The sequence below is a fragment of the Aeromonas encheleia genome, assembly GCF_900637545.1.
Taxonomy (GTDB): Bacteria; Pseudomonadota; Gammaproteobacteria; order Enterobacterales; family Aeromonadaceae; genus Aeromonas; species Aeromonas encheleia.
Genome location: NZ_LR134376.1, coordinates 2,707,743 through 2,722,674 on the forward strand (window position 1 = coordinate 2,707,743; position 14,932 = coordinate 2,722,674).

General features: G+C 61.9%; 12 protein-coding genes and 1 tRNA gene. 5 read left to right on the plus strand and 8 right to left on the minus strand.

Going from position 1 to position 14,932, the window contains the following annotated elements; genetic code table 11:
* The first annotated feature begins 39 nt into the window (after positions 1–39).
* On the plus strand, positions 40–1,242 hold the full coding sequence (gene prpF / locus EL255_RS12480; RefSeq protein WP_197720889.1) for a 2-methylaconitate cis-trans isomerase PrpF: 1,203 nt from the start codon (positions 40–42) through the stop codon (positions 1,240–1,242).
* Positions 1,243–1,370: 128 nt separating this feature from the next.
* Here the strand turns inward: prpF and EL255_RS12485 are convergent, their stop codons facing one another.
* Positions 1,371–1,601 (minus strand): DUF6719 family protein, encoded by a 231-nt coding sequence (locus tag EL255_RS12485; protein ID WP_126623346.1) that lies wholly within the window; start codon positions 1,599–1,601, stop codon positions 1,371–1,373.
* Between the two features lie 402 nt (positions 1,602–2,003).
* Between EL255_RS12485 and EL255_RS12490 the strand changes: the two genes are divergently transcribed.
* Positions 2,004–2,249 carry a flagellin gene (locus EL255_RS12490; protein ID WP_048823089.1) on the plus strand — a complete coding sequence of 82 codons (246 nt, stop codon included), beginning with the start codon at positions 2,004–2,006 and terminating at the stop codon, positions 2,247–2,249.
* A gap of 236 nt (positions 2,250–2,485) precedes the next feature.
* Here EL255_RS12490 and dcuC read toward each other — a convergent pair whose 3' ends face one another.
* Entirely contained in the window at positions 2,486–3,856 is a 1,371-nt protein-coding gene (dcuC, locus tag EL255_RS12495) for a C4-dicarboxylate transporter DcuC (RefSeq protein WP_042652486.1), read from the minus strand.
* Positions 3,857–4,518: 662 nt separating this feature from the next.
* Positions 4,519–4,606, minus strand: a tRNA-Ser gene (locus tag EL255_RS12500).
* Between the two features lie 184 nt (positions 4,607–4,790).
* Between EL255_RS12500 and EL255_RS12505 the strand changes: the two genes are divergently transcribed.
* The 3 genes from EL255_RS12505 (at position 4,791) to EL255_RS12515 (ending at position 8,289) form a co-directional block, all read left to right on the plus strand.
* Positions 4,791–5,447: a Bax inhibitor-1/YccA family protein gene (locus tag EL255_RS12505; RefSeq protein ID WP_042652487.1), complete on the plus strand. Its 657-nt coding sequence runs from the start codon at positions 4,791–4,793 to the stop codon at positions 5,445–5,447.
* A 164-nt stretch (positions 5,448–5,611) separates the two neighbouring features.
* Positions 5,612–7,744, plus strand: a complete 2,133-nt coding sequence (yccS, locus tag EL255_RS12510) for a YccS family putative transporter (RefSeq protein WP_042652488.1) — start codon at positions 5,612–5,614, stop codon at positions 7,742–7,744.
* A gap of 188 nt (positions 7,745–7,932) precedes the next feature.
* Positions 7,933–8,289 (plus strand): TusE/DsrC/DsvC family sulfur relay protein, encoded by a 357-nt coding sequence (locus EL255_RS12515; protein WP_042652489.1) that lies wholly within the window; start codon positions 7,933–7,935, stop codon positions 8,287–8,289.
* Positions 8,290–8,388: 99 nt separating this feature from the next.
* Here EL255_RS12515 and dedD read toward each other — a convergent pair whose 3' ends face one another.
* The 5 genes from dedD to EL255_RS12540 all read right to left on the minus strand — a co-directional run bounded on the left by dedD (position 8,389) and on the right by EL255_RS12540 (position 14,715).
* A complete protein-coding gene (dedD, locus tag EL255_RS12520) occupies positions 8,389–9,156 on the minus strand; it encodes a cell division protein DedD (RefSeq protein WP_042652490.1) in 768 nt (255 codons plus the stop codon).
* A 240-nt stretch (positions 9,157–9,396) separates the two neighbouring features.
* Entirely contained in the window at positions 9,397–10,659 is a 1,263-nt protein-coding gene (gene folC / locus EL255_RS12525; protein ID WP_042652491.1) for a bifunctional tetrahydrofolate synthase/dihydrofolate synthase, read from the minus strand.
* Between the two features lie 2 nt (positions 10,660–10,661).
* Complete coding sequence (gene accD, locus EL255_RS12530) at positions 10,662–11,525, minus strand: acetyl-CoA carboxylase, carboxyltransferase subunit beta (RefSeq protein ID WP_042652492.1); 864 nt, start codon at positions 11,523–11,525, stop codon at positions 10,662–10,664.
* A 119-nt stretch (positions 11,526–11,644) separates the two neighbouring features.
* Positions 11,645–12,454, minus strand: coding sequence for a tRNA pseudouridine(38-40) synthase TruA (truA, locus tag EL255_RS12535; RefSeq protein WP_042652493.1), 810 nt, complete (start codon positions 12,452–12,454; stop codon positions 11,645–11,647).
* A 161-nt stretch (positions 12,455–12,615) separates the two neighbouring features.
* On the minus strand, positions 12,616–14,715 hold the full coding sequence (locus tag EL255_RS12540) for a FimV/HubP family polar landmark protein (RefSeq protein WP_042652494.1): 2,100 nt from the start codon (positions 14,713–14,715) through the stop codon (positions 12,616–12,618).
* Positions 14,716–14,932: the final 217 nt, after the last annotated feature.

Below are 14,932 nucleotides of genomic sequence, written 5' to 3' on the forward strand. Positions count from 1 at the left end.
AATCGACCCTTATTACCCGAATCATTCAGGACGATCCTTATGGCCCATCCATCTGTGGCTCACCCAGGCCAAGTGAAAATCCCGGCCACCTATCTTCGCGGCGGCACCAGCAAGGGGGTGTTCTTCCGCTTAGGTGATCTGCCCGAGCGCTGCCAGGTGCCGGGCCCGGCCCGCGATGCGCTCTTCATGCGCGTGATCGGCAGCCCTGACCCCTACTCTGCCCACATGGACGGCATGGGCGGCGCCACCTCCTCCACCTCCAAGTGCGTGATCCTGGCCAAGAGCCGCCAGCCGGATCACGACGTGGACTACCTCTACGGCCAGATCGCCATCGACAAGCCCTTTGTCGACTGGAGCGGCAACTGCGGCAACCTCTCCACCGCCGCCGGCGCCTTCGCCATCCATGCGGGGCTGGTGGATCCGGCCCGCATTCCCCACGACGGCATCTGCGTGGTGCGGATCTGGCAGGCCAACATCCACAAGACCATCATCGCCCATGTGCCGATCAGCAACGGTCAGGTGCAGGAGACAGGTGACTTCGAGCTGGACGGGGTCACCTTCCCCTCCGCCGAAGTCGTGCTGGAGTTTCTCGACCCGTCCGACGATGGCGAGGACGGCGGCGCCCTCTTCCCCACCGGCAATCTGATCGATGACCTGGAAGTTCCGGGCATCGGTACCCTCAAGGCGACCCTGATCAGCGCCGGTATTCCCACCGTGTTCGTCAATGCGGAGGAGATCGGCTATAGCGGCACCGAGCTGCGCGAGGCGATCAACGGCGATCCCGAGGCGCTGGCCCGCTTCGAGGCCATTCGCATCGCCGGCGCCCTGCGTATGGGCCTCATCAAGACGCCTGCCGAGGCGGCCACCCGCCAGCACACCCCCAAGGTCGCCTTCGTCGCACCGCCCAGGGATTACCGCACCTCCAGCGGCAAGGAAGTATTGGCTGGCGAGATCGATCTGCTGGTGCGGGCGCTTTCCATGGGCAAGCTGCACCACGCCATGATGGGCACCTGCGCCGTGGCCATCGGCACCGCAGCGGCCATCCCCGGCACCCTGGTGAACCTGGCGGCCGGTGGCGGCGAGCGCGAGGCCGTGCGCTTCGGCCACCCCTCAGGCACCCTGAAGGTCGGCGCCCAGGCGAGGCAGGTGAAGGGTGAGTGGACAGTGACCAAGGCGGTGATGTCGCGCTCCGCCCGCATCCTGATGGAAGGCTGGGTACGGGTGCCGGGGGATGCCTTCTAGCCCCGGCAAGTCCTTCCGCCATCGAAATGAAAAGGCCCAGGCAACTGCTTGGGCCTTTTTATGGTGATGATCCTGTCGGGGCCTGACATCCCCCTGCCCGCTGGCAAGGGCCCCTGCTTATCCGCCAGCTATTGGGGGCGCGGCACGCACTCCACGTGGCGAGGGATATTCTTGCTCGCATCGCCGCCGATCAGCCGCTTCACCTGGCCATCCGGGCATTGGCCGTCGTCGACATAGACGACCCTCCCATAGGGGATGGTGCCTGGCGGGGGATCCTGGCTCAGATACTCGATGTGGGTCGGGGCGAAGTTGGCACAACCCGACACCAGCCCCACCAGCAACAGCCCTCCTGACAACACAACTCTCTTCCATATGACAACCATCGGCCGTTCCCTCTGTGTGATCCTGCTACTGCGCCAATCTGCGCACATGCCCTCCGTCCTTTCAACCCAGCCAGTGTAGTCACCGATCACCGCCGACCGATAGCCTCCCCCGGCGGCGCACCGACGGATCCAGACACAACAAAAAACCAACCCCTTTCCCATATTGGAAGCACTGGATTGGCCCTCTATCCCTCCTGCTGAGGAGATGGGAACTACGTGCCGTCAGGCTGCTCGTGAATGCATGCCGTCACGGAGGATGAGAACGCTACTCAAACCATTAGCAATTCCACCGTATGAACAGAGCAGTACACCGTCGAACACATAGATGTGTTGCATAAAAAGAGCGCAAACCAGGCCATCAAGACGCTGGATGCAGGGATGAAGCAGCTTGGTGTTCAGCGCTCTTACATTGGGGTGCAGGATAATACGCTAGATGCCACTGTCCGTAATCTCAGCACCACTCATGAATGTCTGAATGCGGTACGATCCCGGCTCAAAGGTACCAATATGGCTAGTGAATCGGCAAATTCAGTGCGCACTCAGATCTTGCAGCAAGCCAGCTCGGCTATCTTGAGCCAGACCAATAGCCGCCATAATATGGGGATCAGTCTATTTCAGGCTTGATCGGTATTAACCAGAAGTTCTTCATGACATTCGAGCCATAAAATCCAACATATAAATTTAATATGCATTTAGCGACCTGTGACACGAACACCTTTTGGTACTGGCAAGAGCCGTTGATGCATCATCTATACCCTCTGTAAATCCGACGAAACAAATCCAGGCACCTAACATGGGATCGGCGAAGAGCCTAAAAAAACGCCTGCTAAAAGCAGGCGCTAGCGTATTTATTTTATCAATCAGATATAGCGGATAGCTGTCAGCACCATCACCACAGCCATGCTCGCCATCATGGGCACGAAGGTGCGTTTCACCACATCCACCGGGCTCAGGTTGGCGATGCCGGCGACGGTAATGATCACCCCAGCGACCGGCGAGATGGTGCGGCCAATCCCAGCGGCAAACAGGATGGGCACCAGCAGCAGCAGCGGGTTGATGTCGAACTGGCCCGATACCAGCGGCACTATGGGGATGAACGCCATCACGGGGGCATTGCCAGAGCCGGTGATGAAAGCGGTCAACAGGATGAAGAGGGAGAATACCAGCGACAGCCCGAGGGGGTTGAGGTCGAAGGACTTGGCCAGATCGATCAGCTGGGTGATGGCACCGATATTGGTGAGGCCGGCAGAGAAGAACTCGGCCGCCAGCATCAGGGTCAAGACGCTGCCGAATATCATGCCGGTACCTGTCAGCCAGGCTTCGAAGTTGGCAAACGCCTTGTTGAGAGAGCGGTAACGCAGTGCCTCAATGATGATGCAGAGGGTCATGGTCGACATCATGGCCACCGGGATGGTCATCTTGATGACGCTGACAAACAGCTCGGAGAAGCCGAACAGAAACACGAAAGGGATCACTGGCAGCAGGGCGTAGTAGCCAGGTGTGTTTTCGTGTTTTGCCTCCAGCTCGTGCAGATACTTGCCCCGCTCGGCGGCAGCATCGTGCCCCTCTTTGCGGTCACAGTGACGCTGCCACATGATGTTGACGAACGGTATGGTCACCAGCAGCGCAATCTGGAACAGCAACTGGTGATCCACCACAAATGGCATCACCTCGATATGGATCGCCTTGGCACCGATCACCGCATTGATCTGGCCGGGGCCAAACTCCCAGGCGGTGGGAATGACGATGGTCGCCACCGCCGTCTTGGCGCTGATCCCGGCGTTACGCAGCAATGGATAGAGGGTGCCCATCAACAGCAGGGAGAGCGACGTCGCCCCCGTGATGAAGACATAGAGGATAGAGACCAGCAGCAGGATTATGGCCAGCAGTACATAGGGATTCTTGAGAGCCATGATTGGCTTGGACGTGGCCTTGACCAGAGCGGCAGAGGCACCAATCTGGTTGAGGTAGGTTGCCACACCGGCGATCGCCACCAAGGTCAGACCGGTGGAGGCCAAACGGGAGTTGGTCACCATGGCAAACTTCTCCCACAGATCGAAGAACCAGAATCCCTGGCTGTTCTCGGCAGGCAGAATATTGCTGATCCCCGCCCACTGGGCATAGGCCAGCAGCACCAGGCCCGCCGTCAGCAAAGTTGCCTGCGGGTTGAATCGCTTGAGCATGGCGTAGGCAACCAGCCCCACCACCACCAGGATCAATATTGTCGACATATAAAACACCCCTTTTACAGCACGGATTACGGCCCAATCACACCAGATTGTTATTTCTTTAAATTGGGGTATGGAGGTTATCAGTGGTCTCTGCAAAATAGAACTGGCGGGTGTGACAGGCACCTCAATAATAAATATTTCTCAATATTCAGATACCTGAAAAATATCTCGCTATCACAATCACTATTTCCATAACGTGGGGATGCTCTCACTTATTATCACACGGCTGCACGACCCCTCATGAAATGTGCATGTCGGAAGTGGCCGTTATTTTTCACGGCCCCCTTCTCACAGCCGGATTGAGCCGGGGCTATATAGGATTACCATCGTCAATTAACCATCTTGAATACGGTATAAAACAGCCTGGCGATGACAGATTTATGGACCTGTTGGCTGTCCACAGGAGAAGGGGATATAGAGAATAACTGACGCTTTGTTGGAATAATATGCACCGGGCTGGCTGATCGAGACTGACTATCGCGTGGTGTATGGCGATGACGTGCTCCCCGATTTGGATAACCAATGGCAGGATAGCCTTAGTCCAAAGCTGTGCTGCAGGGTAGTCTGCCAGCCAACACCAACTGGCATACATCAGTGGCATGCCAAGCATGCATATACACAAAAAAGCCCAAGCGATGAATCGCTTGGGCTTTCTCTGAAGATGGCGGAGGAGGTGGGATTTGAACCCACGGATGGTCGCCCATCGCCGGTTTTCAAGACCGGTGCATTCAGCCGCTCTGCCACCCCTCCGAACGGCGTGCATACTACGTCAGGCCCTCGTTCATATGCAATACATATTTACTCTGGGATAGTAGGGCGCAACAGGCTGGGGGGCCGCTTGAAATCAGCGCTCGTCATCCACACATTCAGTGCATACAATGCGTTAACGAAGCGGAATCTGCCGCCTCAACCCGGAAATCAAGAGGACACCAAGATGGATACCCGTTCTATCTACACTGGCACCCAGAGTGCCGCGCGTGACACCAACAAAGTGCTGCGCAACACCTATATGCTGCTCTCCCTCACTCTTGGCTTCTCTGCCGTGGTGGCCGGGGTTGCCACCGTGATGAACATGCCGCCCCTGCACTGGGCCGTGTTCCTGATCGGTGTCTATGGTCTGATGTTCCTGACCCAGAAGAACCGCGAAAACGGCATGGGGCTGGTGTTCACCTTCGCCCTGACCGGCCTGCTCGGCTATAGCCTGGGCCCCATCATCAACATGTATATGAATAATGGTGGTGGCGAGATAGTGATGACCGCACTCGGCGGCACCGCGCTGACCTTCTTCGGGCTGTCGGCCTATGCCCTGACCACCAAGCGTGACCTCTCCTTCATCGGCGGCATGCTGTTCGTCGGTTTCTGGGTGCTGCTGGTGGCCATGGTCGCCAACATCTTCCTGCAGATGAGCGCCCTGAGCCTGGCCCTGTCCGCCATGTTCATGCTGTTCTCCTCTGGCGCCATCCTGCTGACCACCCAGCAGATCATCCGCGGCGGCGAGACCAACTACATCTCCGCCACAGTGACGCTCTATGTGTCCATCTACAACATCTTCCTGAGCCTGCTGAGCCTGCTTGGCGGCAACCGCAACTGATGAACAACCCCGCTTCGGCGGGGTTTTTATTGGCACCTGTTTTTGTCAGGATAAGTTGTAAATCAAGGATATGAAGCTAAGCGGCCCTGATCCAAATCAGGGCCGCTTAGCGCTTGGCGGGTTAGTATCCCGTTCTCGTTTCATTCAAGGGTTGCTCTTGTCTCATGCCCATGGACTTCTCCAGTTTGTTGCGCCGTCTGCTGACCGACAGCCACATCTACTTCGCCCTCAAGGTGCTGCTGGCCATAGTGGGTCTGCTCGCCTTCGCGCTGATCAGTGGCGACATCTCGCTGACCGTGCTGCTCTCCCTCGGGGTGGTGGCGGGTGCCATCGCCGAGACCGATGACAGTCTGTGGGGCCGGGTCAAGAACCTCGCCATGACGCTGGTCTGCTTCCTGTTTGCCTCCCTCTGCGTGCAGTACCTCTTCCCTACCCCCTGGCTGTTCGCCCTGGGGCTCGCGGGCTCGACCTTCATCTTCGTGATGGTGGGGGCGCTGGGCCAGCGTTACGCCACCATCAGCTTCGGCTCCCTGCTCATCGCCATCTACACCATGCTGGGGGCCGCCAAGGCGCCGGATCTCTTCTACCAACCGCTGGCGCTCGGCGCCGGCGCGCTCTGGTACGGGCTGGTCTCCCTCGTCTGGCTCTGGCTGCTGCCCTACAAGACGCTGCACGAGCAGCTCGCCCAGAGCTACTTCGCCCTCGGCCGCTACCTGCTGGAGAAGTCCCGCTTCTTCCCGGCCGACGAGCACGGCGCCCAGGCCATTCGCCACAACCTGGCCCAACTCAACATCAACCTGGTCAATGCCCTCAACCTGACCAAGACGGCGCTCAACGCCCGCCTCAGCACCCGCCATCAGGCGGCGCCCGAGCTCGCGAGCCTGCTGCGGCTCTATCTGCTGGCACTGGAGATCCAGGAGCGCGCCACCTCCAGCCACTACCCCTACAGCAAGCTGGAGGCCGAGCTCAAGCAAGGCATAGTGCTGGATGGCTTCCAGGAGGTGTTCCTGCAACTCTCCGAGGCCTGCCAGCGGCTCGGCTACGCCATCCTGGTGCACAAGCCCTATGCCCACCACAAGCGCATCCACTGGACCCTGGAGGCGCTCGGCGATCAGCTGGAGTTTACCCACCTCAAGCAGCACTATCCCAAGACCCTGCTGACGCCGATGAAGTTCCTGCGCCGCAACCTGGCCAGCATCAACCAGCTGCTGGCCAGCGCCGAGGAGCTGCAGAACCCGGCGCTGCCCTCAGCCAACCTGCCCGCCCTGGCAAGGCCGACGCCGCTGCCGCTGCTGACCCTGCTCAAGCAACACCTCACCCCGAACTCCATGGTATTTCGCCACGCCCTGCGCCTCTCCCTCGGGCTGGTGGTAGGCTACGGCATACTGCAGGCATTCAGCCTGGACAAGGGTTACTGGATCCTGCTGACCGTGCTGTTCGTCTGCCAGCCCAGCTACAGCGCCACTCGTCGCCGGCTGGTGCAACGCATGCTCGGCACCTTCGCCGGCCTGCTGATCGGCGTGCCCGTGCTCTGGCTCTTCCCCCAACTGCACCTGCAACTGGGGATCATGGGGCTGGCCGCCTTCCTGTTCTTCACCCAGGTGCGCAGCAACTACAGCGCCGCGGTCTGCTTCATCACCCTCTATGTGCTGATGGCGTTCAACCTGCTGGACGGCATCGGCTTCGCCATCCTGGGCCCGCGCCTGCTCGACACCTTCCTCGGCTGCCTGCTCTCCTATGCGCTGGTGGCCTGGCTGTGGCCGGACTGGCAATACAAGCGGCTGCCGACGCTGATCGCCAACTCCCTCTCGGCCAACGCCCGCTATCTCTCGGCGGTGCTCGCCAGCCTGCACCGCCAGCGGGATGAGTCCCTCGACTACCGGGTGGCCCGCAAGTGCGCCCACCTCGCCGACAGCGAGCTGGCCATGGCCTGGCAGAGCATGCTGGTGGAGCCGAGCAAGCGCCGCCGCTTCCTCGAACTCTGTTTCACCCTCACCTGGCGCAACCACGCCCTGCTCTCCTACATCTCGGCGCTGGGGGCCCATCGCGACAAGCTAGAGCCCATCCCCGAGCTCGACGAGATCAGCCGCCACATCAGCCATACCCTGGAGCGGGCCGCCGGTCATCTGGCCGGCGAGGTACCGGCCCAGCTCGAGGGACAGTGCCCGCTCATCGCCCCGGACAGCAGCGAGGAGCAGCTGATGCTGACCCAGCAGCTCAATCACATCAGCCAGCTGGCGGATGAGCTGCTGATGCTGGCCAACGATGGCCAGCTGCTCACCCAGCAAGGACAATGACCTAACAGTGCCGGCGGATAAGAGGCTGATCCTGGTCCATATGGATGGCCAACTGCGCACCCGGCAGGGACAATGACCTGATCAGCACCAAGACAGCGCCGGCGGCTGAATGGCTGCCGCCGGTTGCTCAGTTGGGATCAAGGCGCTACCATGCCCGCCCAATCCTGATAGCCCCCGAGGAGCCCCTTATGTCTGAGCAGCCGCCCGAAACGCACGTGCTGGAATTCAATGACCACATCATAGAGACCGATGCCAAGGGCTATCTGCGTCATATCGAGGACTGGAGCGAGGCGCTGGCGCTGGTGCTGGCCGAGCAGGAAGGCATAGTGCTGGAGGAGCCGCACTGGGAAGTGGTGCGCTTCGTACGGGCGTTTTATCTGGAGTTCAACACCTCCCCCGCCATCCGCGCCCTGGTCAAGGCGATGGAGAAGCAGTACGGCCCCGAGAAGGGCAACAGCCGCTACCTCTACAAGCTGTTCCCGGAGGGACCCGCCAAGCAGGCGACCAAGATAGCCGGTCTGCCCAAGCCGGTGAAATGTATCTAAAAACCGGCCCGGTCTCTCGCTGTGAGACCATGAACAGGTTCTAAAAAAATACCGCGCCGAGGCGCGGTATTTTTTTGTTCGGCGTTCGTCAAACCCGCATCAGGGGTTGTACGCCACCACAGAGCCGCTGAGCCCGGTCATCTGACCTATCTTGCTCTGCATTCCCTGTAGCTTGGCCTTGGAGACATCCGGCCCGATGAAGACCCGGTTGAGCTGCCCCTGTACCGGCGTTCTCGGCGAGGTGTGGGCCGAATAGCCCGCCGCCCGCAGCTTGCTCACCAGCACATTGACGCTGTCCACGTTCTTGAAGGCGCCGAGTTGCAGGATCCAGCTGCCCTGGGCAGGCGCGGCCGCGGCGGGCGCCGGGGTCGTGGGCTGCTGCACCATCTTGCTCGCGATGAGATCGTCCATCGACTTGATCTGGCCAGCCTGCTGCTTGGTCTCCACCGGCTTCTTCACCTCGACCGGCTTGGGCGGTACCAGCTTGGGCTTGGGCGGCTCGACCGGTTTCTTGGCGATCACCTCGGGTTTGGGCTGCGGCTTGGGCTGAGTCACCGGCTGCTGCGCCTGGGCGGCTGACGGCTGATTGGCGGCCAGGGTCACAGCCCCCCCGATCTCCTCCACCTGCCACTGCTCGGCCGCGGCGGCCTCCTGCTGGCTGGCCACGTGCTCGGCCGGCAGGGTCGTAGCCGCCGAGACCTGCAGCGCCGGCTTGGCCGGCTCCAGTTCCGGGCGCAGCGGGATCTTGGCAAACGCCTCGTCCTTCTGCTCCAGCTTGTGGCCGTCCATCAGATCCGGCAGAAAAATGACAACCAGGGCGACCAGGATGACGGTCCCCACTAATCTGTTTTGAAACTTCGAAGCCAAGTTAACTCCTACCCATATTGCTTAGCCGTTATTGCCGGGTCGATGGCGCCGAGCAGGGACATCGCCCGCGGTCGGGGCGGCATCGGCGTCGCGCAGGCCGTCGTACCCGCCGGAATGTCGGCGACAGTGTAAAGCGAACAACACACAATGACCATATCAACTGGACTCGATACGGCCAGACCAGGAGTCGGGCTGGCAAGCCCCAGCGGTGCAACCCAGGTCTGACCGATTCCTGCCGGACTAGGCCTGAGCCGTCGGCTCTGCCAGCACGGCTGCGACAGTGTAAAACGAGCCGAAGACGATGACCATGTCCTCCGGCTCAGAGGCAGCCAGTGCGGCGTTATAGGCCATGCTGACCGATTCGAAGGTCGCCGCCGGGCCCTGCTCCCCGAGCGCCGTCGCCAGCTGGGCCGCCGAGGCGGCGCGGGGGCCGTCGAGGCTGGCCAGGAACCACTGGTCGACGAGGCCATCGAGCTCGGCAAGCGAGCCGGCCATGTCTTTGTCTTTCAGCATGCCGACCACGGCGCGCCGTCGCCCGTTGCAGGGGATCTGGCGCAGCTGGCTGGCGAGGTAGGCCGCCGAATGGGGATTATGGGCCACATCGACGATCACCAGCGGGTGGGTCTGTAGTCGCTGCATCCGGCCCGCCAGGCAGGCCTCTGCCAGCCCCTGCCTAATGGCCGCTTCCGGCAATGGCAGCCCAAGGGACTCCAGCGCCGCCAGTACGGTCACTGCGTTCATCAGCGGCAGCGCGGGTTTGGGCAGATCGCTCCAGTGGTTAAGGCCGTGGTAATCCCAGCCACTGTCGTGCTCGGTGGCAGAGAAGTCGACACCGACCTGACGCAGGCAGGCGCCGAGACGCTGTGCCTCGCTGGCGATGGTCGCCGGCGGGTTGGGCTCGCCGCTGATGGCAGGCTTGCCGGCCCGATAGACGCCGGCCTTCTCCACCGCCACCGCCTCCCGGGTATCCCCGAGCCAGTCGCAGTGATCCAGCGCGATGGAGGTGATCATGGCGACATCGGATTCCACCACATTGGTGGCGTCGAGCCGTCCCCCCAGCCCCACTTCCAGCAGCAGCACGTCCGGCACGGCACGCCGGAACAGCCAGAGCCCGGCGAGGGTCGCGAACTCGAAGAAGGTGAGCGCTATCTCGGCGCGGGCGGCTTCCACCGCGGCGAAGGCGGCGCAGTGCTCGCTATCGGCCAGCTCGGTACCGTCGACGCGCACCCGCTCGGTGAAACGCAGCAGATGGGGCGAGGAGTAGACCCCGACCCGGTAGCCGGCGGCCATCAGTATGCTGGCGGCCATGACGCAGGAGGAACCCTTGCCGTTGGTGCCCGCCACCGTGATCACCTTGAACGGCAACCGGGTGAGACCCATGCGACGGGCGACGGCCCCGACCCTGTCCAGCCCCATGTCGATGTTGACCGGGTGGATCTGCTCCAAATAAGAAAGCCAGTCGACCAGCGACCGGCTTTGGGATTGTTGCATGTGCGAACTCATGTTCAGTCTTCGATGACTTGCTGGTTCATCAGCTTGGCCAGCAGGCTGGCCAGGCGATTGCGCATCTCGCGGCGATCGATGATGAGATCGATGGCGCCCTTCTCCAGCAGGAACTCGGAGCGCTGGAAGCCTTCCGGCAACTTCTCGCGCACCGTCTGCTCGATGACGCGCGGGCCGGCAAAGCCGATCAGCGCCTTGGGCTCGCCCACGTTGATGTCACCCAGCATGGCCAGGCTGGCGGAGACGCCACCCATGGTGGGGTCGGTCAGCACCGAGATGAAGGGCAGGCCCGCCTTGGTGAGGCGATCCAGCGCCGCACTGGTCTTGGCCATCTGCATCAGGGAGAACAGCGCCTCCTGCATCCGCGCCCCACCGGAGGTGGAGAAGCAGACCAGGCCGCGGCCTTCCTTCATGCACTCCTCGACGGCGCGCACGAAGCGGGCACCGACCACGGAGGACATGGAGCCCCCGATGAAGGAGAACTCGAATGAACAGGCGACGACCGGTACCCCCTTGAGGGTCCCCTTCAACACCACCAGCGCATCTTTCTCTCCCGTCTCTTTCTGAGCGGCAGACAAACGATCCTTGTAGCGCTTGGAATCCTTGAATTTCAAGATATCTTGCGGTTCCAGCTCGGCACCGATCTCGGTGCGGCCCGGCTCGTCGAGGAAGCTCTCGAGGCGGGCGCGGGCGCTGATCCGCATATGATGATCACACTTGGGGCACACTTCGAGGTTGCGCTCCAGTTCTGCCCGGTAGAGCACCTGTTCGCAAGCACTGCACTTGGTCCAGACCCCTTCCGGGATGTTGTGACGACGCGGTGTAGTGATCTTGCTCTTGGGAAGGATCTTCTCAAGCCAGCTCATGGAATTCCTTAATGCTTTTGTGCCTGACAAAACGCATCGGGCCTAGATTGTTCAATGACTTAACGGCTCGATGGCAATAAATAACGGGTCATTAAACCACAAATTTTCGGGCCCAGTTACTAAAAACTGGTCGTACCCGGTGCCGAGTCAGGCAGCCAGAGCGGGCCGAGCGGCAACTGCGGCAGGGCAAACTCCGCCGGGTAATCCACGTCCACCAGATAGAGGCCCCCCGCCTTGGCGGTCGGACCGGCCAGATTGCGATCCCTGGCGGCCAGCACCTCGGCGATCCATTCCACCGGTTTGAGCCCCTGCCCCACCAGCAGCAGGGAGCCGGTGATGTTGCGCACCATGTGGTGCAAGAAGGCGTTGGCGCGGATATCCAGCACTATATAGGGCCCCTCCCGGCTGACGCAGAGGTGGGTCACGTTGCGCCAGGGGGTGTTGGACTGGCAGGCGATGGCCCTGAAGGTGCTGAAATCGTGCTCCCCCAGCAGGCTCTGACCCGCCTGGTGCATCAGCGCCGCGTCTATGGTCTCGTGGTAGTGGCTGACACCGCTGCCGAGGATGGCGGGGCGATAGTTGTGGTTGTAGATGACATAACGGTAGCGACGGGCGGTGGCGCTGAAGCGGGCGTGGAACTCCTCCCCCACCTCCTTGACCCAGCGCACGGCGATGTCCGGCGGCAGGTTGGAGTTGAGGCCCAGGGTCCAGGCGGACTCCGCGCGCACCGCGTGGGTATCGAAGTGGATCACCTGGCCGGTGGCATGCACCCCGGCATCGGTGCGACCGGCGCACTGGATGGCCACCGGATGGTTGGCGATGCGGCTGATGGCCTTTTCCAGCTCGGCCTGCACGCTGATCACTTCGCGCTGACGCTGCCAACCGAAATACCGGCTGCCGTCATATTCAATACCTAGGGCAATTCGCATGGATAACTTTTGTCTTATAAGGAAACGATGAAAGAAACGGGGCGGATTATACGCGCTCAGAGCCAAAAGTCCCAAACCACAGCGCGGCCGGCATGGACGAGGCCATCAACAGCAAGGGCAGCCCGCGGGCTGCCCTTGTCATCATCCCAGACCGACGGGGTCTATCCCAACCGTCTGAGCAGCTTCTCGGCCTCGGCACGCTGGTGTTCGCTGCCCTGGGCCGCCGCCTCGCTCAGCAGCTCGCGAGCGCTCTCCTTGTCGTCGATCTCGAGGTAGGCGCGGGCCAGATCCAGCTTGGCCCCCACCCCGCCATCGTCGGCATCCACATCGAAACCGGTGGACTGGGGCAACACCTCGGGGAAGCCATCCAGCCCCACGTCCAGGGAAAAGCCCTGATAAGGTTCCTGCTCGGCACTGCTGGCATTGGCCTCGGCCAGCAACTTGTCGATCTCGACATAGTCGTTCGCCTGCGCCTGCGCCCGTGGCTTCAGATCGCTCGGATGGGAATCCACCTCGGTGAAGGCATCCTCGAAATCGGCAAGCGCCAGCTCGTTGGGATCCCAGGCCGGCGCCGCGGTTGCCGCCTTGGCCTGGGTGGGCTCGAGTCCCAGCTCCGCCAGCATGTCGTCGATGTCGTCCTTGCCATAACCGCTGGCATCGCTGCGCGCCACCTGATCGGCCGCCGGCTCGTCGAAGCCGGATTCGAAATCGCTCAGGTCGAAGTCGGCGAGCTCCTCGTCGCGGCGGGAGCGAGTCGCCTGCTGATCGTGATCCCGCGCCAGATCGGCATCCAGCTCGGCAAACAGCGCCGCCTGCAGCTCCTCCTCACTCATGATCTCGTCGCGGGAGCGGGCGGAGGGGTTGAACTCCCCTGCCAGGTCGAGATCCGGCTCGGAGGGCAGCTCGAAGGCGCCCTCGTGGGCCAGATCGAGCTCGGGCACCAGATCCGGATCCCGGCCGGGATGCACTGCAGCGGGTTCTTCGTCGAACGCCGACAGGGCCAGATCGCCGTCATCGCTGAAGATGACATCCGTCGAGTCTTTCGGCTCGGCCACCGCCACATAACCGTCCGGCCCATTGAGATCCGGCATGGGGTGCATGGGCTCGTCGTCGGCGATGCCGACCGTCATCAGCTGATCGAACTCGCTGCTCTCTTCGCTCATCACCATGGAGGTCGACTCGGAGAGGCTCTTCTCCTGCTCTTCCAGCTCACGACGGGCACGGGCCCGCAGCCAGAGCGTCACCAGCGCCAACACCAGCAGCACGGGCAGCAGTATGATCATGGCGAGGTTGAGCGGCGAGGCGAGCAGCTCCATCAGCCAGTTCTGCTTGGGCGCAGGGGCCACCACCGGCGGCACCGGCTGGGCCTTGAGCTCGGCCACCTCTTTTTGCAGCGCGGTCTGATCCTGCAATTGGACCTTGAGGGTCTCCACCTCTTCGGTCAGTGCCTGCAGGCGCAGCTTGAGCCTGTGGTTCATCTCGGTGACCTGACCGAGCTGGGCATTGGCGTCTTCCAGTGCCAGCGCCATCTCGGTGGAGGGCTTGCCGACCGGGGTACCCAGATCCGCCGGCAAGGGAGCCGGGGCGCTCGCACCGGCGGCGCTGGCCGTTGCCGCCTTGGCGACGGCCACCTCGGTGGCGGCTTGTGGCGTGCTCACCTTGGGCGCTGCCGCCGGGATGGGCGCCGCCTTGGCAACCGGGGCCTTGGCCGGCACGGCGGCGGCCTTGGTCTCAGCCGGGCTGACGGGCTGGGCCTGCTTGCTGGCCAGGTATTTGGGGCTCAGCCCCTTCCAGCTGGCGTTGTCGCTGTTGAAGCGCTGACGCGCCTGCGCATCGGTGATGCGGCTCGCCTCGGCGGCCGTCGGCAGCAGAATGCGGGAGCCCACCAGGATGTGGTTGATGTTGCCATCGGCAAAACTGCGGGGATTCTTGTCGTAGATCGCCACCATGGTCTGGTAGACGCTCACCCGACTGGAGGGGCGATGCTTGCTCGCCAGGCTCCACAAGGTATCGGTGGGATGGACCGGGCCATAGCTGCCCGCCTGGGTGCTGGCGGTCTGACGCACTATGGGCTGCGCCTTGGGCAGGCTGGGCTGTGCCACCGGCTGGGCCTGTGGCTGAGGTTGAACCAGCGGCGGCGCGGCGTCATCCGGCCCCTTCAGCTCGACAAAGAAAGGTTCTTTCCCCGACTCATCGGCCTGAACCGTGCCCAGAAGACCCAATGCGAGTAGCGTTGCCAGCGTTATGCGGGAATGTCCCATATTCGTTCCTTCGTATGACGGCCCTATCACATTGAAAAATCTGGATAGTTACCCCAAAACAATCGGCTCAATATAAATCAGGCTAGCGTCTCAAGCCAGCAATCCGACACATTTAGCACCCCACTCCTGCCAGAATGCTGGCAAGAGTGTAGGAAAAAACTTAATCGACTGATATCACGCAAAATTTTTAAAACCGGAGAGTGCGGTGCCGGTCACA